Origin of the sequence: Pseudoalteromonas sp. BDTF-M6 (assembly GCF_018334135.1) — a bacterium.
GTDB lineage: Bacteria > Pseudomonadota > Gammaproteobacteria > Enterobacterales > Alteromonadaceae > Pseudoalteromonas.
In genome coordinates this window covers 154,567-180,485 of the sequence record NZ_JAGXTQ010000004.1, presented here as the reverse complement: position 1 = coordinate 180,485, position 25,919 = coordinate 154,567, and the positions used below count along the sequence as shown (strand labels likewise).

Here is a 25,919-nt window from a genome sequence, read left to right as displayed (position 1 = left end):
TTTTACCACCAATTCTAGACTTTAAGTATTAGTTGGTGGTAACGTCCTTTCAGTCCTTCAATTGCTAGCCCTGTTTTATGTTGATCTCCTTACCTATTAGCGAGTTAAAGCCCGGCATGTTTGTCGATCGCGTCAATAGGCAGGTCGCCGGGGCGGCAATTAAAATCAAAACCCGTGGCATGGTCCGCGACCCCGCTATTATTGCGCGCCTGCACAAAGAAGGGGTGGAGGAATTGACCGTCGACTTTGCCCAAAGCGAGGTGGCCATTCCCCGTCATTTGCAGCCTACCACCGCACCATCCGATACTCCGAAAACACCCACCAAGTCCAGCGAAGACATGCCAGCCAAGGTAAGCGTAAGTGAGTCTACTCAGGCCTCGTTGGAACAGGAATTTTTAATCGCCAGCACCTGCTATGAACAAAGCCAGGGTAAGCTGCGTGCCATGTTTCATGACCTGAGCGCCGGAATGCTGGTAAATTTGGAGCTGCTTTGCGATATTGCCGATGCCATTGTTGATTCGGTGTTTCGTAACCCCGATGCCATGGCGGCGTTAACTTTATTGCGCGACCAGCAAAGCTATACCTGGCGACATATGCTCAATTGCGCCATTCTCACCGCGATTTTTGCCCGGTATCTCGGCTATGAGATGAATAAGGTCAGGCAAATGGCGCTGGCGGCCTTATTGCACGATATTGGTTTGGCCAAGGTGCCACAGGGCATATTGTCAAAGGCGGGCCGTTTAAGCGAGCTCGAGCTCAAGGCGGTGCGCAAGCATGTGGCTCTGGGATTAGGCATGCTCAAAGGGCAAAAGCATATCACAGGTATGATGTTGGAGATGATAGTCAATCATCACGAGCGCCTTGATGGCAGTGGTTACCCGCGCGGTCTCGGTGCCGACAAACTATCCCGCGAAGCGCGTATTCTGGCCATTGTCGATGTCTATGCGGCAATGATTGCCGATAAGCCCTACAAACAGGCGCAGGAGCCCCTTGGTGCCTTACGCTATTTAATGGCACAGCAAGATTTGTTTGATCAGGCCCTGGTGCAGCGCTTTATTAAATGCGTGGGCATTCATCCAATCGGCACCCTGGTGCAGTTGACTAATGAGCGTTTGGCCATCGTGGTGCAGGGCAACAGCGACAATCCCATTCGCCCTAAGGTGCGGGTGTTTTACAATACTCTACATCGCCATCATATTACTCCAAAAGATATCGACCTGAGCCGCACCAAGGATGATATTAAAATTACTGCGTCCACCTGCGGTAGCGACTTTGATCTTAACCCGGCTCGGTTGCTTAAGGAGCATTTACTGCCTTAACCCCTGGCCTATAACTAGGTCGGTTGCTCCTTGCCGTCTCTTTAACGCGCTTCCTTGCAATTGAGCTCACTCTCAGTCGTGCTTGCAGCCGAAGCTTCAGCGGATTCATTAGATAGGTGCCTCCTAAGCAACCGGTAATCATTAAAAACCAGGCCAGAGAGCCAAGGTGACTATGCAGCGCCAAGGCACAGCCTCCTAAACTTGCCAGCTGGCTGACTATGCCCAGCAGCCAGTATTTGCCAACGGGGTTATCACATTGCCCCTGGCGTGCGCAGGCGCAGTAGCAGGCGCGTATCAAGGCAAGGACGCCAAAGGCACATAAGCTCAATGCCCCGATGAGAAGTGCAAGTATGTAAAACATAACTGGCCCTGCAGATTGATAATGGCAATAGTGTAACCACTGAGTTTATTTAGTCAATGCAAATGAGATTTATTATCAATTGATTGGGCGTGGACATACCAGTGTTAACTTTGATATAAAAATGCGAAACTTTGCCTTTAAATTACGCGTTGTTAACCAAAATTAACAGATTTTTATCATTGGATCATGTAGTGTATGCCAGTTAAAAAGATAACAATGAGAATGAAGTATGCAATTTAAAAAGACCCTTTTAGCGGCATCCTTGGCGCTATTATCAACCGAATCTTTTGCCGCTGCCTTCCAGTTGGCAGAGCAGAATGTCTCAGGCCTGGGCCGTGCCTACGCCGGTGAAGCGGCGGTTGCAGATGACGCTTCTGTGGTTGCCCGCAACCCAGCGCTTATGTCGCAGTTTGACAAAGCGCAGCTAAGCATCGCCGCCATGTACGTAAAACCGGATGTAAGCCTTGAGGGTGAGAGCACCAACAATGGCCTTGACGCCGAGTTGCTTGATGACAGCAGCATTGCGCCAAGCGCGGTGATCCCGGCCGGTTACTTTACTATGCCGCTGAATGAGCAGGTAAGCCTGGGCTTTGGCGTATTCTCAAACTTTGGCCTGTCTACCGAGTTTGCTGGTGACTATGTCGCCGGTCAGATCGCTGGTGAAACCGAAATTGTGACCATCAACACCAATGTGTCGGTGGCTTATCAGCTTGACGAGGCCTGGACCCTGGCCCTGGGCGTGAACCATATTTATGCCGATGCCAAGGTAAAGCGTACCTTGGGTGCTAACCCCCTTGGTGCCCCTACCAGCCTTGAAGCAGCGCACCTTGAGGGTGATGACACGGGTTTTGGCTGGAACCTGGGTGTGGCTTATAGCCTGGATGACTATAACCGTTTAGGTTTCCACTACCGCAGCGAAACCGACCTGACCTTCGATGGTGAATACCGCAACTCGCTTCCTGCCGCCTTTGGTGGTCTTGAGGGCCGTGAGCTGCCAGGTTCACTAGAGCTAACTCTGCCTGCGATCGCCGAGTTCTCGGGCTCACACCAGTTGAACAAGGAATACGGCCTGCACTACAGCGTGGTATGGACCGGCTGGAGCAGCTTCGACAAGCTGGAAGCCTTTGTACCAGGCGTTGAGCAGCCGGTATTTGAAAAGCAGGAAGACTTCTCTGACTCAATTCGTGTTGCCATCGGTGGTGATTATCAGCTTAACAGCGATATTAAATTGCGCGCCGGTTTAGCCTTTGACGAGTCGCCGGTATCACAACAGCACCTGTCAATTTCTATCCCGGACACCGATCGCTTCTGGTTCTCATTCGGCGCCGAGTGGCAGCTGGATGAAGCCTCAAGTGTGGACCTGGGCGCCAGCATTATCCGTGGTAAAAAACAGAGCTTTGTTGAGAGCGATGAGCTTGGTCAGCAATGGGGCTTTGAATCCGAAGGTAATGCCTACCTATTCGGTGCTCAGTACAACTACAGCTTCTAAGCCTTGTAGAAACTATGATAAGAAAAAGCCAAGCATCTGCTTGGCTTTTTTGTGCGTGTTGCGAGAGAGGTGTTGACGCTTCATGGTCTGTTCATTATAAATTGTTAGGCTAAATGAAAGACTTAACAAGGGATATTGGTATGAAAAGCTATTTATGTGTTGCCGTAATCGGCCTTAGCCTAGTGACGGGAATGGCCCAGGCCAAAGATCACAAAGACAAGGGTAAGGGCAAAGGCAGTCTACCACCTGGTCTGCAAAAGAAAGTTGATAACGGTGGCTCATTGCCTCCGGGTTGGCACAAAAAATATCACCAGGGTGACATCCTTGATTATGATATCTACCGCCGTGGTCGTGTAATCGACACCCATGGTCGCGATGGTATTATTTCCATTGAAGTGGATAATCGCATTATCCGCTTAATTAAAAATACCCGAGAAATTGTCTCCATCTTAGGCCGCTAGGCTTTAGAGAGAATAAAAAAACGCGAGCTCAGGCTCGCGTTTTTGCGTTTTGGGCTTTGAGTCAATGTGGCTACTTGGGCGTGGTATTGGTCATAGAAGGTGGTGCATCGTCGAGTATGCGCACCTCTCTTTGTGGGAATGGGATCTCAATATTATGCGCTCGCAGCGTTTCAAATACGATTAGCAACAGGTCACCACCGACACGGTTTTTGCCATCATCAATGCCGAACATCCAAAACTCGACGAACATATTCACACCAAAATCTCCGAATGAGTCGATTTCACAATCGGGACGCTCTTCAAAGGGGATATCCTCGCCGCTGATAACCTGAGGGTGCTTGGCAACGGCTTCTTTTATGATCTCGCACATGGCGCGGATATCGGTTTTATAGGCGACGCTAAAATCAATGCGGTAGCGCTGTTTGGGGTCCTTGTGGGTCCAGTTGGTCATCAGGGAATTGATAAACTTTTCATTGGGGACGAGTATGTCTTTGCCGTCATAGGTTTCCAACACCGTATAACGCATGCGAAACTCCCGAACAAACCCCTTGCTGCCGTCTTCTAGCTCTATAAAGTCGCCTATGGTTAATGAGCGATCCACCAGGATAATAATGCCGGAAATAAAATTTGAGGCAATCGTTTGCAGGCCCAACCCCAGGCCCACACCTAGAGCGCCACCAAATACCGCAAGTGCCGTAAGGTTGATACCCATGATGTTGAGGAGCAAAAGAAAGCCGACACAGAAGAGGGCGACCTCAAACACCTTGGTAAAGACTTCCTTGGTGGTGACATCCAGCTTTTTTTGATTACGTATTAGCTTCTTACCCGTCATTCTAAAGGCTTTGCCCAGCCAAAACAGGATCACGCCGAACACTAAGACGCGGCCGATACCATAAAAAGAAACTTCAACGTTGCCAATGGTGACCGCGATGGTTTCCAGCACGGCGATAATGTGTGGGAGTATCCCTACGAGGTGCAGGAACACCAAGGGTAACACCACCCAGCGCATAAAGGCGGCAATGTGTTCGCCGTCTACCACGGCACGAACAACCGTGTTTAAAAACAGCAACACGGCGATAATTAACACCGCATTGATTAACCAGGTATCAATCTCATATTGCTCCCCCAGAAGCAAAGAGAGCGTCAGAAATGAGATGGCCAGCATGGGGTAGACCACGGCCAGCAGCTTGTTGACAACAAATTCCAGGGCATGGGCACCGCTCGCGGAGGGCTCTTTGGCGGGCGTGACCTTTCTACGAAGCTTGGCTGCGATGAGAAATGAGCAGAGATAGATGGTCAGTATGATTGCCAGCTGGACGATGAACCCCATGCTGGTTAAAGCGTCCTGAGCGACAACAAAATAATCCTTCAATGCTGTAGTTAAAGACTCTGAGGTCAGGCTCAATGTGTTCGCAGTCTCTTTTGTTGCCGCCATACTTGCTCTGCTATATCAACCAAGGCACTTTGATAGTAAATATAATCTTAGGTCTAAAATGATAAAACGAAAAAGCAAAAGGTTGTTTTTTAAACATTTAGTGTAGTGACCTTTTCTTCGGGCACAAAAAACGCGAGCCTGGGCTCGCGTTTTTAAGTTCGTTCAAAAGACTAATTTACAGGCTTTCGATTTTTGCTTTTTGCTCAAGTAGTTTCGCTTTCGCATCACTGAATTCAGCAAGTTTAGACTTTTCTTTTTCCAGTACCGCTTCAGGCGCGTTGCTTACGAATTTCTCATTAGCTAGCTTTTTCTCAACCTGTTCTAAGCCTTTTTGCGCCTTTTCAAGCTGCTTAGCGATACGGGCCAGCTCGGCTTCAACGTCGATTAGACCTGCCATGGGGATCATGATCTCCAACTGGCCAACGTAGGCGGTGGCACAGGCCGGCGCTTCGTCGGCGTTTGCAAGTACGGTTACTTCTTCAAGCTTCGCCAGCGAGCTTAAGAAATTACGGTTTTGCTCAAGACGACGAATATCTTCATCACCTGCATGAGCAAGTAGAACATTCAGCGGCTTGCTTGGGCTGATGTCCATCTCACCGCGGATGTTACGAATAGCGACGATGAATTGCTTTACCCACTCCAGGTCGGCCATGGCCGTTGCATCTACCTTGCTCTCATCGAACTGCGGGAAGGCTTGCAGCATGATGGTGTTTGCTTCGATACCGGCAATGGGTGCGACACGCTTCCAGATGGTTTCAGTGATGTAAGGCATCAATGGGTGCATCAGGCGCAGTAGGCCTTCAAGTACGGTGATCAGCGTATGACGCGTACCACGTTGTTGTACTTCGTTGCCCTTGAACAATACCGGCTTGGTTAGCTCTAGGTACCAGTCACAGAACTGGTTCCAGGTGAACTCATAAATGGTGTTGGCAGCAAGGTCAAAACGGTAGTTATCCAGGTGCTCGGTGAAGGTCTTCACTGTTTGCTGGAACTGACCTTGGATCCAACGATCCGCCAGCGAGTATTCACGCTCTGCATCGTTGAAGCCACAATCTTGCTCTTCGGTGTTCATCAGCACGTAACGGCTTGCGTTCCATAGCTTGTTACAGAAGTTACGGTAACCCTCAAGACGGTTCATGTCCCAGTTGATATCACGGCCGGTTGAGGCCATGGCTGCCAGGGTAAAGCGCAGTGCATCCGTACCGTGCGGCTCAATGCCGTCGGCGAATGTCTTACGGGTGTTCTTTTCGATCTTCTGTGCCAGCTGCGGCTGCATCATGTTGCCGGTACGCTTGGTTACCAGGCTTTCCAGGTCGATACCGTCGATCATGTCCAGTGGGTCAAGTACGTTACCCTTAGACTTGGACATCTTGTCGCCGTTTTCATCACGGATAAGGCCGGTTACATAAACGGTTTTAAATGGTACCTGTGGCTTGCCATCTTCATCTTTGATGAAGTGCAAGGTCATCATGATCATACGGGCAACCCAGAAGAAGATGATGTCAAAACCGGTTACCAAGACGTTCGACGGGTGGAATACTTTTAAGTCTTCAACCTTGTTTGGCCAGCCCAGGGTAGAGAAGGTCCACAGGGCCGATGAGAACCAGGTATCCAGTACGTCTTCGTCCTGGCTTAGGGCTACATCATCGCTCAAATTGTTGTCGCGGCGCACTTCGGCTTCATCGCGGCCAACGTAGACATTGCCGTCGTTGTCGTACCATGCCGGGATACGGTGACCCCACCAAAGCTGACGCGAGATACACCAGTCCTGGATATCGCGCATCCAGGCGAAGTACATGTTTTCGTACTGCTTAGGTACGAACTGGATATCGCCATCTTCAACCGCTTTGATTGCAGGTTCTGCAAGTGGCGCTACACGCACGTACCATTGGTCGGTAAGCAGCGGCTCAATAACAACACCAGAGCGGTCGCCGTAAGGAACGGTTAGGCTGTGGTCGTCGATTTTCTCCAGTAAACCAGCTTGCTCAAACTCTTCAACAACCAGCTTACGGGCGTCAAAGCGGTCTAGGCCGTGGAAGCGCTCAGGAATTGGTGCATCCAGCTCAAGAGGCTTACCGTCGAAGGTAAAGGTTTCACCTTCGCTTAGAATCGCCGCATCCTTGTTGAATACGTTGATCATTGGCAACTGGTGGCGTTTACCTACTTCGTTATCGTTAAAGTCGTGTGCCGGGGTGATTTTCACACAACCCGTGCCTTTTTCCATATCGGCATGCTCGTCGGCGACGATAGGAATGCGACGATTTACGATAGGAAGCAGAATTTCTTTACCGATAAGGTCCTGGTAACGCTCGTCATCCGGGTTGACCGCCACACCGGTATCGCCCAGCATGGTTTCTGGACGTGTTGTTGCTACGACTATGTAGTCTTTACCGTCTTTGGTTGTTACGCCATCAGCAAGCGGGTAGCGCAGGTTCCACATGTGGCCTTGCTTGTCTTTGTTCTCTACTTCCAGGTCAGAGATAGCCGTGTGCAGCTTTGGATCCCAGTTTACCAGGCGCTTACCGCGATAGATTAAATCTTCCTTGTGCAGGCGTACGAAAACTTCTTTCACCGCTTCAGACAGACCATCGTCCATGGTGAAGCGTTCACGGTCCCAGTCAACCGAGGCGCCAAGGCGACGAAGCTGTTTGGTGATGGTGCCGCCGGATTGTTCTTTCCATTCCCAAATCTTATCGATAAAGGCATCGCGGCCCAGATCGTGGCGGTTTTTACCTTCTTCCGCGGCCAGCTTGCGCTCAACAACCATCTGCGTGGCGATACCGGCGTGGTCGGTACCCACCTGCCATAGGGTGTTGTTTCCTTGCATGCGCTTAAAGCGGATCAAGGTATCCATAATGGTGTCCTGGAACGCGTGACCCATGTGCAGGCTACCGGTGACGTTTGGCGGCGGGATCATAATCGAGTACGCGTCGCCTTCGCCACTTGGTTTGAAGTAGCCGTTTTCTTCCCACTCTTGATAGAGGGATTGTTCAATATCTTGCGGATTGTAGGTTTTATCCATTGCCCAGAACCTTTAACTAAATTCTATCTAAACTTTTTGTGTGCTTAGCTGCGCGCCAATATCGCGAAGCTGCTTGTATTTTGCTCGTGCCATTTGTTTGCGTCGCTCATCGGCGGGCACAAAATCCAAAATGGTGTCGAAGCGGCGTATAAAATCGGGCACCGTGGAGGCTAAATTAATTAGCACGGTGCGCTTGGCAACCGGCGGTGTTTGTCCGATTTCTACAGCGGCGCCGCCACGAGAGCCTTCGCCTTGAAGGTTGTGGGGCACAAAACTATCGGCGTCAAACGCCCATAAATGCTGGTCGATAAGGTGCGCATCGTCACGATTATCAACAAAAATAAACACCCTTTTGCCCTGGCGGTATTGCTCCGCCGCAAGGCGGGCGCCAAGATCAAAATGAGCCGGCACTTCATGGCCCGGCTCATCGGCATGCTCTAGCAGGTAAAATAACGCGTGCATTGCGTCCTCTACGCGGCTCGTTAATCCGCCAATTTTGACACAATCGGCTGTTTGCATCAATGAATAAGCCCCTATAAAAGGGGCTTAAACATGCTAAGGCTGATTAATTCGAAAGATTAATCTTGCGGGCTTTCCGAAACACCAGCGCGATTAATTAAATACTGGGTCAGCATAGGCACCGGACGACCGGTTGCGCCCTTGTTCTTGCCGCCACTGCGCCATGCCGTACCGGCAATGTCCAGGTGCGCCCAGTTGTACTTCTTGGTGAATTTAGACAAAAAGCAGGCTGCGGTGATGGTACCTGCTGCGCGACCACCCAGGTTGGTGAAGTCGGCAAACGGGCTTTCCAGCTGTTCGTGGTAGTCATCCCACAATGGCAATTGCCAGGCGCGGTCGCCACTTTGCTCACCTGCTTTAAGCAGGTCATGGGCCAGCGGGTTGTGGTTTGACAGCATGCCGGTAGCATGGGCACCCAGGGCGATGATACAGGCGCCGGTCAGGGTGGCCACGTCAATCACTGTGTCTGGCTCAAAGGCTTCAACATAGGTCAGGGCATCACACAGTACTAAACGGCCTTCGGCGTCGGTATTAAGTACCTCAACGGTTTGTCCCGACATGGTGGTAAGAATATCGCCCGGGCGGTAGGCGTTGCTGCCTGGCATGTTTTCACAGCCGGCTAAGACGCCAATGACGTTAATGGGCAGATTCATCTCGGCAATTGAGCGCATGGTACCGATAACACCGGCAGCACCGCCCATGTCGTACTTCATTTCATCCATGCCTTCGCCTGGTTTAATTGAAATACCGCCCGAGTCGAAGGTCAGGCCTTTACCCACAAGCACGATAGGCGCCGCATCTTCAACGCCGCCGTTGTAGTGAATCACCGACATCACCGACTCATTGGCGCTGCCGCGACCAACGGCCAGGTATGAGTGCATGCCCAGCTCTTCCATCTCTTTCTCGCCAACCAGGTTCACCGTGACCTTGTCGAATTCCGTTTCAAGAGACTTTGCCTGCTCGCCCAGATAACGCGGGTTACAGATATTTGGCGGCATGTTGGCCACGTCTTTACACAGCTTGGCGCCTGAAGCTATGGCTAAACCGTGCTCGATGGCGCTTTCACCTATGGTCAACTCGCGACGGGTTGGGACGTTAAAGACGATTTTACGCAGCGGTCGACGTGGGTCGCTCTTTTTGCTTTTCAATTCGTTGAAGGTGTACAGGCAATCCTGGGTTGTTTCTACCGCCTGGCGAACCTTCCAATAGGTGTCGCGGCCTTTAACATGCTGTTCGGTTAAGAAACAAACGGCTTCCATCGCCCCGGTTTCGTTTAGGGTATTGATGGTTTTGGAGATGATTTGTTTATATTGTTTGTCATCTAGTTCGCGTTCTTTACCACAGCCAACCAGAAGAACGCGCTCGCTTAGCACATTAGGTACATGGTGTAGTAACAGGGTTTGTCCCGGCTTGCCTTCAAGGTCGCCGCGACGCAAAAGATTCGAAATATAGCCTTCGCTGATCTGGTCCAGCTGCTCACCAATGGGTGATAATCGACGTGGTTCATAAACACCTACCACGATACAGGCGCTGCGCTGTTTTTCTGGACTTCCACTCTTTACGCTAAATTCCATTGTGACTCCTAATTAGAGTAATAATCGGTACTCCCAGTGTGTTGTGCGGCAACAGACCGAGTAAGTACTTATAATATGCCAGTGAACTATTTACGGTTTGCTCAATCCACTAAACTAAAGTGTAGACAATTACATGCCTTAGGTAGGATATTTGATCCGCTTGACATATAATAAAGTGACTAAAATAACTAGTTTACTCAAATTTTCCCACTATGCCAGTGAAACACGACGTTTTTAGGGGCGCACATTGCTGATTTTTAGATACTTAACCGCAGAAGTTTTGAAGTCGCAGGTGGCTGTTTTTGTTACCCTCATGACGATATTTGTGAGTCAAAAATTCGTTGTCATTTTAGGCGATGCCTCTGAGGGCAGTATTCCAGCAAAATTGGTGCTTTCTGTGGTTGCCTTAAAGTTGCCGCAACTGGCGTCCTTGATTCTCCCTCTAAGTATATTCCTAGGTATTATCCTCGCTTATAGTCGGGTGTATGCCGACAGCGAAATGACCGTACTGAAGGCCTGTGGTGTCAGTGAATGGTATGTGGTGCGGGTAACCTTGATCTCCAGTACCGTGCTGGCTATTTTAGCCGGTGCCATGACCCTTTACCTGGCGCCCTGGGCCAGCGAAAAAGAATATCAGCTTAAAGAACGCGCCGAGGCCGAAGCCGGTCTGTCGGCTCTGCGAGCCGGGCGTTTCCAAGAAACCGGTAACGAAAAAGCCGTGGTCTTTATTCACAATATCGATAACGGTGGCCGGGTCCTTAATCGCGTTTTTGTTGCCCAGTTGCTGCGCGGCGAAGATGTACAAAAGTCGCTGATTGTTTATGCCGACATGGGTCAGGTAGAAGAGCATGAAAACGGCGAGCAACAGCTGATCCTCAGTCAGGGTCAGCGCGTGGAATTAAAAGACAAGGGGCTTGATGTGCAGCGCACCGATTTTGACAGCTATCAGGTGCAAATCCGCGAACAGGCCATCGAGCATCAGCGTCGTAGGCTTGAAGCCGTGCCCACCTCAGAGTTGTTAAAACAAGATAGTAACGAGGCTGTGTCGCAGTTTCAGTGGCGTCTGGCCATTCCCTTATCCATTCCTCTGTTGACCTTGATTGCGGTGCCGCTGAGTGTGGTTAATCCGCGCCAGGGTAAGTTTGCCAAGCTGGTGCCAGCCATTGCCTTGTATCTGGGTTACTTTATCTTACTCAATGCCGCCAAGTTTGCCCTCGAAGATGGCAAAATCCCGGTTTCTGCCGGCTTATGGTGGGTGCATTTAAGTGCTTTATTTATAGGTGCATTTTTGATTATTAAGGGACGCCCCTTGGGTGCCTGGTTGCGCGCCAGCTTTAAGCGCAGAGGTGCCACAGCATGAAGACATTAGACTGGTATTTAGGCCGTAGCATAATGCAGACCACGGGCTTTGCCCTGTTGGTTTTGGTCGGCATCAGCACCCTGATAAAATTTATCGAACAGTTGAAATCGGTCGGGCGCGGCAATTATGACATCATAGATGCCATGCTCTACACCCTGTATAGTATTCCTGGCGACGTGGTGGTGTTCTTCCCTATGGCGGCGTTAATCGGTGGTTTGACCGGTTTAGGGGCGCTGGCCTCCAACAGCGAACTGGTGGTGATGCAAGCCGCCGGTATGTCACGCCTGCAGGTCATCGGCTCGGTAATGAAAACCGCCATTGTTATGGCCCTGTTGATGATGGCCATGGCCGAGTGGGGAGTGCCCAAGGCTGAGCAAACCGCCAAGCAACTGCGATCGCAGGCCATCTACGGGGGCGAGGTGTTTAGCGCACAGCAAGGGGTATGGGCCAAAGACGGCGATGTCTTTATTAATATCGAAGACGTTGATCAACAAGGCCAGTTAAATGGCATTCGCATGTATCACTTTGATAAGGAACTGCAACTGCAGCGGGTGACCTTTGCGGCCAAAGGGTTTAACCGTGATGGCGGTTGGATGCTGCGTGATGTTAGAACCTTACTTATGTCGGATCTGCAAATCAGTGAGCAGACTCAGGACGAATACTTTTATGCCTCGCAGTTAACCGCGGAAAAACTAGGGGTGGTCTCGGTGAAGCCGGAAACCCTGTCCTTCAGTGGTCTTTGGTCTTATTTGCAGTATTTAAAGCAAAATGATCAGGATACCAGCACCTATGAGCTCGCCCTTTGGCGCAAGATTATGCAGCCGGTGGCGTTGGCGGTAATGCTATTGGTGGCGTTATCCTTTATCTTCGGGCCGCTGCGTACCGTGACCATGGGCGCGCGTATTGTTATGGGGGTGATAACGGGTATCGTGTTCCACCTAACCGACCGCATCTTCGGGCCGATAGTGACCGTATATCAGATCCCGGCCTTTATTGGTGCCGTGCTGCCGAGCCTACTCTTTATTGTGTTTGCCAGCTACCTACTCAAACGCCGCAATTAAAGCAACTGCGCTCACAATTACGGCGTTAAAAATGGTCTCAAGGTCCTCATTTGCTCTATGGAAACTGCGGCATTTCGATCATTTTTGCCTTGTACTTCCAGCGCTCGTCATGCTCTATTATTTTGGCTGATACTGCCTAAACGCATCCTGCTCTTTGTTGCTCGCTGTTTACATAGCGCTGCTATGCTACACAACGAGCGCCGCGATCAGAAAGCGTTTAGATTGAATGAAAGAGCGGTTACAGGTCGGCGCGTTGCGCCGTCAAGGAAGTTGAGAGCTTGTTTGTCGGACTCTTGGCAATTGCACCTGCATTGCTCAACTACTGCTATCTAGGGCGGCAAAGCCTGACCTACGATTAGAGCGGCGCAGATGGCCGCTCTGAAATGTCAGGTCTTAATCTAAGGCGCGATAGACCTTTTTATTTTCTTCTTTCGATAGGGTCACGACTTCACAGCCTGACAGGTAGTCCTGTAGCGCACGCTTATTTTTAAAATCCACTAAAACCAGAAGATTCCCGAGGCCGAGTAGGGCGGCTAAACTGCGCCAGGCACCTTGCCAAAATGTGGGCAATGACCCGTCTAAACGGCGTACCTGTAAGCGCCAGGCGCGCATGCCTATCGTCTGTCCGCTTTTACTCCAGAAATAGCCAAAAAAGCTAATGCTTACCAGCACTAAGAGAATATCGCGAATTACATAGAGGATGGTATTTTGTTGGATCAGCGCGGCCACATCTTCGGCCTCGCCCATAGCAATCCAGCCTAAGGAGACACCACCTTGCACTAATAGCAGAAAGACCACGGTGGTCAGCATGGCAAAGGCAATAACCACTAAGCCGTCATAAATAAGTGAAGCGAGACGACGACCAATGCCCGCAGGCGCAGAATTCAAAGACATGATGTTATTTCTCTCAAACAAAATCGGCGACAGTGTAACAAAGGGTGATTACAAAGGCGACGCTTTCCATTTTGACTTTGGGGCGTTGGCCATTGTTATAGATGTGAGATAGGTTAAAAGCCCGCTTTGGTTGAATAATCGGCAGTTGACACATTAATAACATAAAACGCTTGCCGCGCTTATCATTCTTTGTATAATGCTGGGCATAGAGATGAGGGCAAATAAAAAAAGCCTTTGCTCTGAAGTGGTTTTTCTTTATCTTCTCGCTGAGAAGGTTAAAGAAAAAAGATGCCAGTGTGATGGAATTGGTAGACATGACGGATTCAAAATCCGTTGCCTTCGGGCGTGGCGGTTCAAGTCCGCCCACTGGTACCACTTTTCGGTTCGATATGAACCAGATGAGTCCAAACTTTCTGATATATATTAGAAAATTGGGCTTTTTTTATGTCCAAAATAAATCAACCACATCTACGGACATTCAGTAATTTTAGTAGTACATTTAGTAGTACAGTTTGGTTTTTATACAAGTTGTACTACTTAACTATGGCTAAAATCGTCACCCCGCTTACGAATACCCAAGTAAAACAGGCTAGACCACGGACGAGCTTTATAAGCCTGCTGATGGAGAACGCGACCCAGCAAATGGCAGAATAAGAGCACTTCATTCCTGACAGCTTAAAAGCCTTAGTTGAGCGCATGATTTTCAGCTAACAGAAACCGCCAAGGGAAGAAATCGTTGCTAAAATGGAAAAGCCACCCAGTGTATTGCAACACAAGTATGTAATCCCCAGGCTTGCTGAAAAGCTACAGGGCTTTGTGAATACGTTCTATGGAGGTATGTAGGATTATCCACTAAAAGCTCATGGAGTTATGATGGAATTTATAATTTTCATACTATTAATCCTTGCTTTTCCTCCGTTAGCGATTGTGTTGGGGATAGCATGGTTATGTTTGGGCAAGCCTCTTCATAAATCAGAAAAAACTTTAAAAGTGCTGCTGATCTTCTTCGTTGTAATGGCAATCCTGGGAGAGATCCTTGCTGCTATATAGTGTGCCTGTACAGTCTCGGTAATATGGCTTTCTTTACGGTTTCCCTTCCAGTTTTGCCAAACAGCTTAGTATGGGTTCTGCCAGTATGGGAGCAATGTCGACGGCATTTGAGGGATGGGTGATGGAATTCGTAGTGATAAGCTCAGACAAGCCTGCAGCAATCAAGCGCACATCTACGCCATCAGCGAAAATACCGTGCACTGCGGCGCATTTAATCTCTTCAACATTATATTTTTTTAAGGCCTCAATGCAGCTTAAAATCGTGTGTCCGCTCGAAATGACATCATCTATGATCACCGCGGTTTGGCCCTCGTGAGCACCTAAGTCCGGCAGCCTTACCTCAACATCGCGATCGCCTTGTCTATTCTTTTGTCCAATAACGTAGGCATGGCCACTTACTTTGGCTATGCTACTTATCCACTGTTCGCTCTCTGAGTCGGGGCCAACCAGAAACAAGTTTGGCTGGCCTTTTAACCAGTTCGCAAGTAAAGGTGCGCCTTGCACCACCACATTTGGCACGGAATATATTTCATCCAGGGAGTGGTAGCGATGTAAATGCGGATCCACAGTCACTAAATAATCTATGTGGTTAGAAAGCGACTGAGCAAATACTTTTGAAGTAATGGCCTCACCGTCGATAAAGCGCTTGTCCTGGCGCATATAACTCAGATAAGGGGCTACCAAGCCAACGGATTTAGCACCCAAGTCTTTTAATGTATCAAGCAGGAAAATAAGCGGTAAATATTTCTCGTTGGGGTGGGATAAGTCAGCAACAACAATGCAATGACAATTCTTCACCTTGCTCTGGATGCGAAGATAAGACTCGCCATCGGGAAAATCACGTGAATTATATGCGCCGATCGGACAATCTAATTGCTTGCTTAGGCTTGCAACTAAGGGCTCAGAATTTAAAGAAAAGATCATTGATTTACTCATTACACTTTTCATTCCTGAATATTAAAGATGTCAGAGTTGTTCTGATAGAAATCAAGCGCATAACTTAACTCTCCGGTGCTGTTACTAAAAATAGTAAACAAAGGCTCGCCTTTTACCACCTTGCTCCCTGCATTCACATGCAGTCTTAAACCGGCATTCAAGGAAAATGGTGCCCCTGCCAATTTAGCCAACCGGGCAAGTTTGCGGTTATCGATATGGCTCACAAAGCCGCTCTTGTTAGCAACTTCTTGATGGTTATACCGAGCCGAGGTAAGTTCCTTGATTTGGCCCTGTGCCGCTCGAATTTTATTAAACTGAGTCAATGCTTGACCGCTTTCTAGGATTGATTTTGCCTTTTCCAACCCAGCCTCTATGCCTTGTCCATTGTCTAAATCAAATAAATTTGCCGCTAAAATCAATGAGCGCTCTTTTAAATCCATAGGCGCATCCTTTTTACAGCCTAACACGGCTAAAATGTCGCTCGCTTCCTGGCTCGGGCCTATGCCTTGGCCAACAGGTTTTGAACCGTCCGTTATAAGACACCGCACATTAATGCCACAAGCCTGACCCACCTGAGTAAACAGCCTGGCTAGCCGTGCGGCATTTTCTTGGGAACGGACTTTGGCCGTCTCACCGACGGGTATATCTATTAGTACATGGGTCGAACCGGCGGAAATCTTTTTTGACAAAACAGAGGCAATCAACTGGCCTTCACCATCCAGATCTAATGAGCGCTCTATGCGGATCAGTACATCGTCTGCGGGACTAAGATTGACCGCTCCTCCCCAGACTAAACAGGCTCCCGTTTTGTCTACTACGCGTTTAATATCCTGCATGCTTAAACTGACATCGGTTAAGGTTTGCATGGTATCTGCTGTGCCTGCGGGGGAGGTGATTGCTCTGGAGGAAGTTTTGGGAATGATTAATCCTGCGGCGCTGACGATAGACACTAGGATGGGGGTTGTTCTATTTCCGGGAAGTCCTCCTATGCAATGTTTATCAAAAACTTTTTCATGCTCTTCCCATTGCAGTATCTTGCCGCAACTCACCATTGCCTGAGTTAAATAAACAATTTCATCGATACTGAGTCTTTTTCCCGCACAAACACTTAAAAAGCTCGCAATTTCAATGTCGGTATATCTGTGCTTACTTATGTCTTCAATAATTTGCGTTATTTCTTTTTTATCTAACTCTAAACCAAGGATTTTTTTCCTTACAAAGCCTAACGAGCTAACAACAGGGGCATGAGAAATGGTTAGGTGTTGGCCTGCAAACGTATCTAATTGAGCCATTGCAATATCAGAGAGGCCTATCTGATCTGGTGCTAACTTTTCATTTCGAACAACATTCAATGTGGCAATTAATTCCTTATTGTTTGTCTCTAAAAGCACGCGAGCGTTTGAGCTAAAGCCTTCCGAGTGACAAATAAGGCAATCCTGGCGCATGTACACTATAGGCTCTTGGTGGGTATCAATCCCCATTGCATATGCTTTAAGGGTATACTTTTTAATTTTCATCGCTTCCCCCTGCTTTACGTCTTTTTAGTTAGCAAGCTCTTAGCCAGTGAGTTTACTTTTGTTTCCGGTTTGCTTTTGTAGGCACTTGATGACAACTCCAAGGCTTATGTTTGGCATTGTCCTTAACATTTTGGTCGACAAATTTGTAATAGCTCTCTTTAGTATGGGTCCACCAGTCATCATGCAAATCAGCTCCATGTTTTCTGATCACTTCTTCAATACCGTCCAGATCAATATGAGTAGCATCATAGGCAAGGTGGATTTCACCGTTTTTTATGTTGTAACTTACTTCATCTATCCCAAAAACCTTATCTATTTCAGAAACTAATGCGTCACTGTTCTCTTCGGTAACATTTCTTAATTTCAGGTTTCGAACAACTAAGTTATGCTCTTTGACGCCAACTCTATGATCTACATCGCTCATAATTTATCTCCTAATATGAGTGAAAACCTTGCTGTTGTTCTTCATTGATGCGCGCCAGGTTAAAGCCAGGATTAGTGCTTACTTAATCTAAGCTAGGGCCTTGATATCTCTACTCTGCATAAGACCGTTAACAGACTTAACTGGGCTCAGTGATGTCAACAGCGTGTAATACCTTAACTTGTTAGTCATGGTTGCAAGCCTTTTTGCCGGCTTGGCGACTTTCCTATTGGCTTTTCAGTTTTGCACTCCTACATAAAGCTTAGACCCGAGCCTCAGGCACAGGTCAAGTAATTCCCTATGCTTTTGGATAATTAGATTGTGATTAGCTAGTGGAAATAGGAGGATGATTGCGCTATGGCAACATCACCAGTTATCACAAATGGCAATAAGATGAGCATCTTCGTCAGGCCTTGGAAAATATTACGCTAATGGTTCAAGCCAAGTGCTGATTTAAATCAAGGAGTAAATTAGGTGATCGTTTGCTGAGATAGACGAAAAAACGCCACTGCGCCCTGGTTAGCCAATAATGTTAAGGGCGCTATGGTATCAAGCGCACACCTGAAGAAGGGGAAGGTGTCCGTTAGGCGATGGTTGCCATTTTGCCCGTCAGCGAGAGGCCTTCGAAAGTGGCGGGGGGCCCTGCCCGCAGGGTCCATCTGTGTAACGAAAGCGTTAAGCAGTTTTCGAGCAAGGCTGTGATTATTAACCCACTTTTGCGGTTATTCCTGCTAGCTACACGCACTACGCATTTTCGTTAGGGTGCGTTGCTCCTGCGCGGTGTAGTTTAAGCGATACTTGGTCATCACCGCATTGAAGCGGGCGAGGTATTCGCAGCGGTAGTCATGTTTGGGTGGCAGCCACTCGGTTGGGCCCTTTGCGCCCTTGGAGCGATTTAGGCCGTCGTCTACGGCGAGCAGGTTGTCCATGTCGTTGGCAAAGCGTGCCTTTTCGCTGCGACTCCAATGGGCACCGCCGTGCTCGCTGGCAAACTTGAGCGGCACTATATGGTCGATGTCCAAGTCATCGTCACTGGTAAACTGCTTACCCGAATAGGGATCCGTCCAGGCACCTAATGTAACCCGACATTGCTGTTGTTCGTTAAAGCTTACCTGAGCCTGTGATTGGGCAATTAACACCTCGGCGCGGGTGTCCTGGCAGTCATTATCTTCATCCAACCAATGGGGCCAGTCATCGCGGTTGTACTCACCACGGGCACGAGGGGCGATCTTTTCTTGCCCATAGCCTTTGGGTAAGCGGCCGCCTGCATCGAGGCAACTGGGTACATCGGCATAGGTTGTGAAGCTTGTGGTGCGCTGGTAGTGGGCGGAGTCGGGAGTATGGCAAATGCCACTTTTCGACATTTTGACCGTTTCCGCTTGGCAGGCGGGGAGAGTGAATAACAGGATGGTCGCAAAAAAGGTTGAGGTAACTACTGCTTGGCTCATATAACTGCTTGTAGAGTCAAAAAATGCTTGTCCGCACAATAAAGTATTTTCATTGCCAAGTCACCACTCAAAGCGGGGTTGAAGGTGCCGCCCTAAAGCAAAAAAACCACCTTGCTACAAGAACAAGGTGGTTTGTGGTTGTGAACCAACAAAGGGGTTAATCAAGCATGTATACACGCATCATGGTTTGAGACGCCGTGCTGCCAGATGAATCGGTCATTTGCACACGTAGGTGAACAAATTCGCCGGCGGCACCATTGTTTGGTAGGGTTGCTGTCCACTGACCATCCACCATTGATACGGTTGCTTGTTGCCATGCGCTTTCAGGTAGGCGCGTTGACACAGGGCAGTAGCTGTACGCCGACACACCTTCCGGTAAACAGTGCTCGCCAAAAGCATATTGCACGCTTACTTCGCTCAGCGAGACCGTTTCTGCTGAGTCAAGTTTGGCGCCCAAGGCGATCTTAAAGGCTTCACCCGCAGGCACGCTGTTCTCAATATCCACCGGAAAATCATAGGTCGGCATTAATACTGCCTGGCGACCCTGAGTTTCACTATGGGTATTGAAGCTGTATACGCCACGGAAGAATGAGCCCAGGTTATCCCTAATAGGTGAGCGCTCACCTACGCCACGGGCATAGTACTGGGTAGTCAGTTCAACTTCGGCATTGCTGTGCGGTACTTCAAGCATACCGTTGTTCGGGAAAACCGATTGACCGTCTAACTTGACGCCAACCGCCGAGCTGCCATTGAAACCTGAGGTACCGTCGTGACCTGCGCCATCACCAAAGGTGGCGAAGCGGAAGTAAAGCAGGTTGGTCTGACGGGCGACCATTGCCGAGCCGTTGGTTAGTAGGGCACCGGTACGCGGACCTTTAAACCAGCTTGTCTGCTCTTCACCTTCTGTCATTACGCGAGGGCCATCGAAGTAACCACCATTTGAGCCTAAACGGCTGCTTGGCATAACGATATTGGTCCAGGCGTTCTTAGTTGTGGCGCTGTAATACTCTTCGCGCTCCACGGGCAACATGATCATTTGCGGGCTACCGGTTGAGTAGAATTCGCCAGTGCTCCGGGTCATGGCCATAACATCTGTCCAGGCCGGACGCTCGTCATTCTGTGAATGATATTGGGCGGTGACCTTTCGCATCTTTTGTTCTTGCAACACGATTTGACCAGACTCGATCGCACCATCGGTAATGTGGTTAATCGAATAGGCATAGGGTGAGCGTTCGGCGGCAATACCCGACCAGCTGATGCGGTTGTTACCTGCTTCCACTTCTGCGGCCAATAGTTCGCCTTGCTCGGCGCTGATATTAATCACAGGCACGCGTGGTGTGCCACTGATGCTGCCCTTGTAACGACCATGGCTTCCCCCACGATAGTGAATAACACCAATGGCACCGGCATTCATGGCGTTACGCACCATGTAAGAGGTGACATAGTATGGGTGAGAGATAAGGGCTATTTTGCCTTCGAGATCAAATTGACTCCAATCGGTGCTGTAGTCGCCTTCGCCAACGGCAACCACTTCGACGCTGCCTTCACCGTGGAATGACAATGCCTCGCCTTGGTTTACATAGTCCAGCACTAAACCACCTTGGGTGCGTAGCTCTGTTTCTGGTGCCACTGCACGGGTGGTAACAAATGAGCGGAAGCGGCTGTCATGGCCTTGCGACCAGGCGTACATGTTGTTGACGTAATCCGGGGCTAGATCATAAGCGGCCAGCTTGGCGTTTTTACTGTCGTCCAGGGCATAGGTGAAGCCGAATGAGAAGCCTTGAGTAGCTAATGGCTTACTCGCCTTAAAGGTTACTTCTCGGGCATCGCGGGCATCAAACTGAAGCTGGCGATCTGTGGTCAGCTTGGCATCAAGATCCGCCATCATGGTGGCCGACTCAACTAAACCCGAGGTGGTGCTGTCGTTATCAAAGGTCATGATATGGGCAACCACGGTGTAATCGCCACTAGGTACGCTTACACTGGCATGGCCATTGCGAAGTTGTATATAGCGACCCCAATCGTCTTCTTCATTGATTAGATAGACCTTAGAAGGTGACGAAGCGGGCATGCCACGACGGTCGGTCACATTGAGATCTAAGGTCACTTGCGGTTGGTCAATCCAGAATGAGATAGGCACAATCACCTGCTCATCGTCTGTTCCTACCGTTTTACCAATGATCTTACCCGTAATAGCACCATAGGCACCGTCGCGTAGGGCAATTTCGGGGTTAACCCACACCGGTAGCTGCGCCGTTTTATTGGCGGCGATGGTGATTTCTTTTTCACCTAGGCCGGCAAAGGTAGCAGGCAGCTTGGTGATACCGTCTTCACCGATTAAATCCAGGCTTAGTTTCAGGGTGATGTCTTCTGATGACAGGTTTTCGAGTGTGACTTGCGCCTCTGTATAGCTTGAACCATCGCCATGGCGGAACATACCCAGCTCTTTGTTGGGAGCAGCGATGACCGCTTGTGCTACGGCACGGTTGATATCCATTGGACCTGCGCCTTGCTCAAGTACATGGGCATCGGATTCAACGGCAGAAGAGGTCAGTATTTGTTTTACTTCTTGTGGTGATAAGTCGGGACGTGCCTGCATGACGATGGCTGCACCACCGGCAACGTGAGGCGCCGACATCGAAGTGCCTGACAGCGCCTTATAGGCGGTGGCACCGGTACCACCTGAAGCGGCGGCAACAACATCTACACCCTGTGAGGCAATATCAGGTTTTGCCGAGTGGCCATCCGGCGACGGACCACGTGATGAGAAGGAGGCGGTGTTGTTTTCACGATCCAGTGCACCTACGGTCAATGCGCTTGGCGCACATCCTGGAATACCAACTGTTTCACGAGTGAAGCTGTTACCTGCAGAAATAACGAATAGGGCTTTATCGCTTAACGCTTCAACCATATCCACCAGTGGACCAGAACAGCTGGTGCCACTGCCGCCAAGAGACATATTTACGACCTGCGCGCCTTCTTCGACGGCCCAGAGCATGCCATTAAGAATGCCGTAGGTTGAACCGCCGCCCGCGTCGCTTAACACTTTGCCGACGATTAAGTCTGCGCCCGGCGCAACGCCCGCCCATAGGCCATTTGATTCCGCCCCATTACCGGCAACGGTGCTGGCGGTATGGGTACCATGGCCGTTGAAGTCGTCAACCTTGTTAAAAGGCCAAATAAAATCACGTTCGGCAATGACCTGGCCGACAAGATCTGCATGGCTGGTGTCATAACCTGTATCAAGTACGGCCACTTTCACACCGGTACCATTGTATTGTGCCGCCAGTGGGCCATAGGCGCCGGTTAGCGGCACGGTAGGCGTCAGCGTGGCGCTGCCTTGTGAGGTTTTATGTGCTTGTACCATGGCGTCAAGCCAGACGCCTTTGATGCGGCTGTCGCTGCTAAAGCTTTGCCAAACTTGTGCAGCCTTGTCTTTGCTGATGGCAAAGGCGGCGCTGTCAATAATTTCCAGCTCACCGGTGAGTGAGACACCCTCAAAGGTGGTGGGCGTGGCGCTGCCCGCAAGGGTGCCGTCCGTGTATTCGACAATAACCGGGAGCTTATCGGTTGAGGCATCATCGTAGCCGGACTGATGTAATTTGGTGATGTTAAACAGCTCTAGGTCAACGCCGTGGTTATCAACCAAATTTTGCGACTTGGCGGTTAACACATACTGGCTGTCGCCTCTGCGAAACACGCTGGTTAACTGCTCTTGACCATTTTCATCGTGCAGGCGAATACCGCCTAGTTGACCATCCGGTTTTACAACTGCGCTGACTTTTTCGCCGGTGATCAGGGTAAATTGTAATTCTGCAGGGGAAAGCTCGGTGGCTGCTTGGGCGGAGCCTCCCATGGCTAGCATCATTAACGTTGCTAGGCGGGATTTGTTGAATAGTCGAGTCATGACTGGTTCCTGTTTTGGTGACGCTCATGGTTAATCGAGCAGTTGGCTTTAGGTGAAAAGTGTTGCCGATAACCTCGTTTTGTTGCCAAAAAGTTACCGGTGGGAGGGGTTTTGTTGCAATTCATTTAATGTACGATTTTGTACCTTTTGTGTGTCATTTTGTCTGTTTTTCCTGTTTTTCCTGTTTTTCCTGTTTTTCCTGTTTTTCCTGTTTTTCCTTAAAAACAGAAAGTTAATTTTTTGATATGAACTCGGTTTTTAGCCTTGCATAAGCGTTTGATGCTTACTTTTTACTATTGTTGATTGTTTGCAAATAGTGCGTCGGCGACATACCAAACCAGCTCTTAAAACTGCGGCTAAACGCCGAAAACTCCGAATAACCTAGGTTTAGCGCTAAGTTAGTGAGGTTTGGGCGTTGGCTTGTCAGAACCTGTTGGGCCACATCCTTGCGTACTTGTTCCAGCAGATCCCGGTAGGAGGTGTGTTGTTCACTTAACAGGCGCTCTAACTTTTTCGGGTGCAGATCCAGGCTCTTGGCTATGCTCTCCTTGCTGCAATCGCCTGTGGGCAGCAGCATGTTAATGGCGTGACGGGTTAGCACTACATAGTCGACATGCTGTTGTAGCTGAAAACCCTGAAATTGACTCTCAACGATCTCGGCGAGCAGGTTGGCCTGCTGTAGTGGCGGCTGGCTGAGAATATCGGCATTAAAAACAATGCTGTCTTTGCGACAACTGCCTTGTACCGGGCAACCGAGCAGTTGCTCCAGCGCCAGTTTGGCGGCCAGGGGCAGATGCTGTTTAAAGCCAATATGGTGGGGTTGCCAGTGGGCCCCGAGCATGTCTTTCAATACGCTGAGTATCAGGCTCAGGGTTAGCAGGCAGATTTGTGTGTATTGCTGGTGATGATTGATTTGCAGGTTAACGGCCAGTTCGCACTGATCAGCACTTGGCGCGCCCAAAGTCAGGTTGACCCCCTGAGCATGGCGTTGGGCATACTTGGCGCCGCATTCAAGAGCTTGCAGCAAGGTCGGCTTTTGCACTATGTAGGCACCGATCAAGCCCAGCGTTGCTAGGCCCTGCTCTTGTCCTAACTGGGCGCCGAAATAGGGGAGCTGCAATTGCGTGGCGGTCATTTCCAGGAGCTCGGCAATTTGCTTGTAGGGGATCATTAGATCCGGATCGGTAAATTGCCTTGGCAAGATGCATACCTGTGACAACAGGTCCCAAGGGTCACCTCCAAGCCGCTCTACCAGCTCGGGATAGCCGGTGAGAGAGCCGATGCGGGCATAATAGGGCATGGGTCACCGCGGCAATGAAGTCATTTGTATGTCGTATTATGTCATCACCATGTCGCATTTTGTCAAGATATCCTCGTGGATTTGTAACTACTATCTAAAGTCCCCTCTTGCCTATTTCATTAAGCGTAAAAGAGGGCGAATCAATTTAACGTCAAATGAGGACACTTCTATGAGTAAGATGGCAGCAGTGGCAGTACAAAACGGCCAAATTAGCAACATTGACGTGGATATTCCCGTACCTGGGGAGGGGCAGGTATTGGTTAAAAGTCTAGCTTGCGGTATTTGCGGCTCCGATTTGCACATAGCTCGCCATGGCGAAGAAGTGTTCGAGATCTACAAAAAGATGGGCGCCTTGCCCGAGGATCTGCCAAGTTCCGCGCCGATCATGTTAGGGCATGAGTTTTGTGCCGAAGTGGTGAGTTATGGCCCACAGACACCACCGCGTTTTGCGCCCGGTACCCGGGTAACCTGTGCACCAATCTTGCTCACGCAAGGCGGTGCCGGTGTCGGGGTCACCCCAGGCTTAAGTGGCGCCTATTCAGAATATTTTATCCTTGATGCCGAGCTGCTTCTGGAAGTGCCAGCGCACCTAAGCTCTTTGGCCGTCACAATTACCGAGCCATTAGCTGTGGGTGTACATGCGGTTAATCGTGCCGATATCGACCGCGATTGTGTGGCTCTGGTTGCCGGCTGCGGCACCATAGGTTTGGCGACCATTGCGGCGCTTAAGCACCTGGGTGTGAAAGAGATAGTCGCCTCAGATCTGCAGGCCAGTAAACGTGACGTTGCCGAGCAATTCGGCGCCTTGCATACCATTGATCCGAGTCAGGAAGATGAAGTGAAGTTTACCAGTGACCTGGCCCAGGGCCGTCGCGTGGTGATTTTTGAATGCGTTGGTATTCATCAGCTTATCAACGGCTTTATCGAACGTGCGCCGGCCCATTCTACCCTGGTCATCACCGGCGTACACACAGCTATGACGCAAGTGAACTTTGGTTATGCCACGGTCAAAGAAATGGACATTAAATTCTCTTATTACTACTCGGTTGAGGAATTTGCCACCTCGTTGCAAATGATCGCCAGTGGCGATATCGCCTGGGAAAAAATGTGTACGGCAACGGTCGGTATGGACGGCATTGCCGAGGCTTTTAACACCCTGTTAAAGCCCAATGACCACATTAAGGTGATCCTTGAGCCGGGTCGCCAAGGTGCATTGACCCCCTTTCATCAAGATTAAAAATTGGGCAGTTCGCTGCCCTTAACTCACAATAATAATAAGCCTTTAAGGCACAGCAACAAGCAAGAGGAACACACTATGGCCTTACCAGATATGGTTAATCATCTCGAGCACCTGTTATGTGTGCACACCGAAGAGCAGCAAATCATTAAAAATGCCCTTCCAGGAGTGCATCTGTACCCTTTGGTGTTGGATGTTGAAAACGGGCTTTGGGTATTGCGGGTGCAGTTTGAACCCAATGTAACCTTACCTAAGCACTTCCACACCGGCGTCGTTCATCTCTATACCATGAGCGGCTGTTGGCACTATCTGGAATATCCGGATGATAAGCAAGTGGCGGGTAGCTACTTGTTTGAGCCCGGAGGTTCCATTCATACCTTCCATACTCCAGCGAGTAATGAGGGCCTGACCGACACCTTTATGGTGGTGCAGGGCGCGAATATTAATTTCGATGCTGACGGCAACTACGTCAACATCATGGATGCGGGCTGGATTGAGCAGGCCATGTTAGCGGCGGCCAAAGAGCAAGGCATAGTACCTAGATACATTAAGCCAAAAGCAAGCTATGATTTTTCCAATAAATAAAAAGAATAAAAAGCGAGGAAACC

19 protein-coding genes and 1 tRNA gene are annotated in these 25,919 nt (G+C 49.6%); 8 read left to right on the top strand and 12 right to left on the bottom strand.

From position 1 onward, the window contains the following. The first annotated feature begins 77 nt into the window (after nucleotides 1-77). The 3 genes from KD147_RS10680 (at nucleotide 78) to KD147_RS10670 (ending at nucleotide 3,630) form a co-directional block, all read left to right on the top strand. Complete coding sequence (locus tag KD147_RS10680; protein ID WP_212547849.1) at nucleotides 78-1,319, top strand: cyclic di-GMP phosphodiesterase; 1,242 nt, start codon at nucleotides 78-80, stop codon at nucleotides 1,317-1,319. A gap of 590 nt (nucleotides 1,320-1,909) precedes the next feature. Next, nucleotides 1,910-3,169 (top strand): outer membrane protein transport protein, encoded by a 1,260-nt coding sequence (locus KD147_RS10675; RefSeq protein WP_105188224.1) that lies wholly within the window; start codon nucleotides 1,910-1,912, stop codon nucleotides 3,167-3,169. 140 nt (nucleotides 3,170-3,309) lie between these two features. Beyond that, on the top strand, nucleotides 3,310-3,630 hold the full coding sequence (locus KD147_RS10670) for a hypothetical protein (protein ID WP_105188223.1): 321 nt from the start codon (nucleotides 3,310-3,312) through the stop codon (nucleotides 3,628-3,630). 70 nt (nucleotides 3,631-3,700) lie between these two features. On the opposite strand, the gene KD147_RS10665 is transcribed toward KD147_RS10670, so the two are convergent. The 4 genes from KD147_RS10665 to pepA all read right to left on the bottom strand — a co-directional run bounded on the left by KD147_RS10665 (nucleotide 3,701) and on the right by pepA (nucleotide 10,180). Beyond that, entirely contained in the window at nucleotides 3,701-5,029 is a 1,329-nt protein-coding gene (locus KD147_RS10665) for a mechanosensitive ion channel family protein (protein ID WP_212548057.1), read from the bottom strand. A 211-nt stretch (nucleotides 5,030-5,240) separates the two neighbouring features. Beyond that, nucleotides 5,241-8,087, bottom strand: a complete 2,847-nt coding sequence (locus KD147_RS10660; protein ID WP_212547848.1) for a valine--tRNA ligase — start codon at nucleotides 8,085-8,087, stop codon at nucleotides 5,241-5,243. Nucleotides 8,088-8,114: 27 nt separating this feature from the next. Further along, complete coding sequence (locus KD147_RS10655; protein WP_212547847.1) at nucleotides 8,115-8,549, bottom strand: DNA polymerase III subunit chi; 435 nt, start codon at nucleotides 8,547-8,549, stop codon at nucleotides 8,115-8,117. 116 nt (nucleotides 8,550-8,665) lie between these two features. Beyond that, nucleotides 8,666-10,180, bottom strand: a complete 1,515-nt coding sequence (gene pepA / locus KD147_RS10650; RefSeq protein WP_105188221.1) for a leucyl aminopeptidase — start codon at nucleotides 10,178-10,180, stop codon at nucleotides 8,666-8,668. A 247-nt stretch (nucleotides 10,181-10,427) separates the two neighbouring features. Between pepA and lptF the strand changes: the two genes are divergently transcribed. Next, nucleotides 10,428-11,540, top strand: coding sequence for an LPS export ABC transporter permease LptF (lptF, locus tag KD147_RS10645; protein WP_105188220.1), 1,113 nt, complete (start codon nucleotides 10,428-10,430; stop codon nucleotides 11,538-11,540). Further along, nucleotides 11,537-12,601, top strand: a complete 1,065-nt coding sequence (lptG, locus tag KD147_RS10640; protein ID WP_105188219.1) for an LPS export ABC transporter permease LptG — start codon at nucleotides 11,537-11,539, stop codon at nucleotides 12,599-12,601. The genes lptF and lptG overlap by 4 nt, the downstream gene beginning before the upstream one ends. Before the next feature lie 393 nt (nucleotides 12,602-12,994). On the opposite strand, the gene KD147_RS10635 is transcribed toward lptG, so the two are convergent. Beyond that, on the bottom strand, nucleotides 12,995-13,495 hold the full coding sequence (locus KD147_RS10635; RefSeq protein ID WP_212547846.1) for an RDD family protein: 501 nt from the start codon (nucleotides 13,493-13,495) through the stop codon (nucleotides 12,995-12,997). A 13-nt stretch (nucleotides 13,496-13,508) separates the two neighbouring features. Further along, on the bottom strand, nucleotides 13,509-13,811 hold the full coding sequence (locus tag KD147_RS10630) for a hypothetical protein (protein ID WP_105188217.1): 303 nt from the start codon (nucleotides 13,809-13,811) through the stop codon (nucleotides 13,509-13,511). On the opposite strand from KD147_RS10630, the gene KD147_RS10625 reads away from it, so the two are divergent. Then, a tRNA-Leu gene (locus KD147_RS10625) sits at nucleotides 13,786-13,870 on the top strand. The two genes, KD147_RS10630 and KD147_RS10625, sit on opposite strands and share 26 nt — an antisense overlap. Before the next feature lie 708 nt (nucleotides 13,871-14,578). Here KD147_RS10625 and KD147_RS10620 read toward each other — a convergent pair. The 6 genes from KD147_RS10620 to KD147_RS10595 all read right to left on the bottom strand — a co-directional run bounded on the left by KD147_RS10620 (nucleotide 14,579) and on the right by KD147_RS10595 (nucleotide 24,074). After that, nucleotides 14,579-15,481, bottom strand: a complete 903-nt coding sequence (locus KD147_RS10620; RefSeq protein WP_249319192.1) for a ribose-phosphate diphosphokinase — start codon at nucleotides 15,479-15,481, stop codon at nucleotides 14,579-14,581. 8 nt (nucleotides 15,482-15,489) lie between these two features. Continuing rightward, nucleotides 15,490-16,998, bottom strand: a complete 1,509-nt coding sequence (locus KD147_RS10615; protein WP_212547844.1) for a thymidine phosphorylase family protein — start codon at nucleotides 16,996-16,998, stop codon at nucleotides 15,490-15,492. 52 nt (nucleotides 16,999-17,050) lie between these two features. After that, complete coding sequence (locus tag KD147_RS10610; RefSeq protein ID WP_212547843.1) at nucleotides 17,051-17,422, bottom strand: cation transporter; 372 nt, start codon at nucleotides 17,420-17,422, stop codon at nucleotides 17,051-17,053. Between the two features lie 728 nt (nucleotides 17,423-18,150). After that, a complete protein-coding gene (locus KD147_RS10605; protein ID WP_212547842.1) occupies nucleotides 18,151-18,867 on the bottom strand; it encodes an HNH endonuclease family protein in 717 nt (238 codons plus the stop codon). Between the two features lie 157 nt (nucleotides 18,868-19,024). Then, nucleotides 19,025-22,774 carry a S8 family serine peptidase gene (locus tag KD147_RS10600; RefSeq protein WP_212547841.1) on the bottom strand — a complete coding sequence of 1,250 codons (3,750 nt, stop codon included), beginning with the start codon at nucleotides 22,772-22,774 and terminating at the stop codon, nucleotides 19,025-19,027. A 283-nt stretch (nucleotides 22,775-23,057) separates the two neighbouring features. Further along, the gene (locus KD147_RS10595; protein ID WP_212547840.1) at nucleotides 23,058-24,074 is read right to left on the bottom strand and encodes an AraC family transcriptional regulator; all 1,017 of its coding nucleotides are present in this window, start codon (nucleotides 24,072-24,074) and stop codon (nucleotides 23,058-23,060) included. Nucleotides 24,075-24,243: 169 nt separating this feature from the next. Between KD147_RS10595 and KD147_RS10590 the strand changes: the two genes are divergently transcribed. Together KD147_RS10590 and KD147_RS10585 are read left to right on the top strand one after the other, a co-directional pair. Then, nucleotides 24,244-25,311, top strand: a complete 1,068-nt coding sequence (locus KD147_RS10590) for a zinc-binding dehydrogenase (protein ID WP_212547839.1) — start codon at nucleotides 24,244-24,246, stop codon at nucleotides 25,309-25,311. A gap of 78 nt (nucleotides 25,312-25,389) precedes the next feature. Further along, nucleotides 25,390-25,896: a 2,4'-dihydroxyacetophenone dioxygenase family protein gene (locus KD147_RS10585; protein ID WP_212547838.1), complete on the top strand. Its 507-nt coding sequence runs from the start codon at nucleotides 25,390-25,392 to the stop codon at nucleotides 25,894-25,896. The last annotated feature ends 23 nt before the right edge of the window (nucleotides 25,897-25,919 follow it).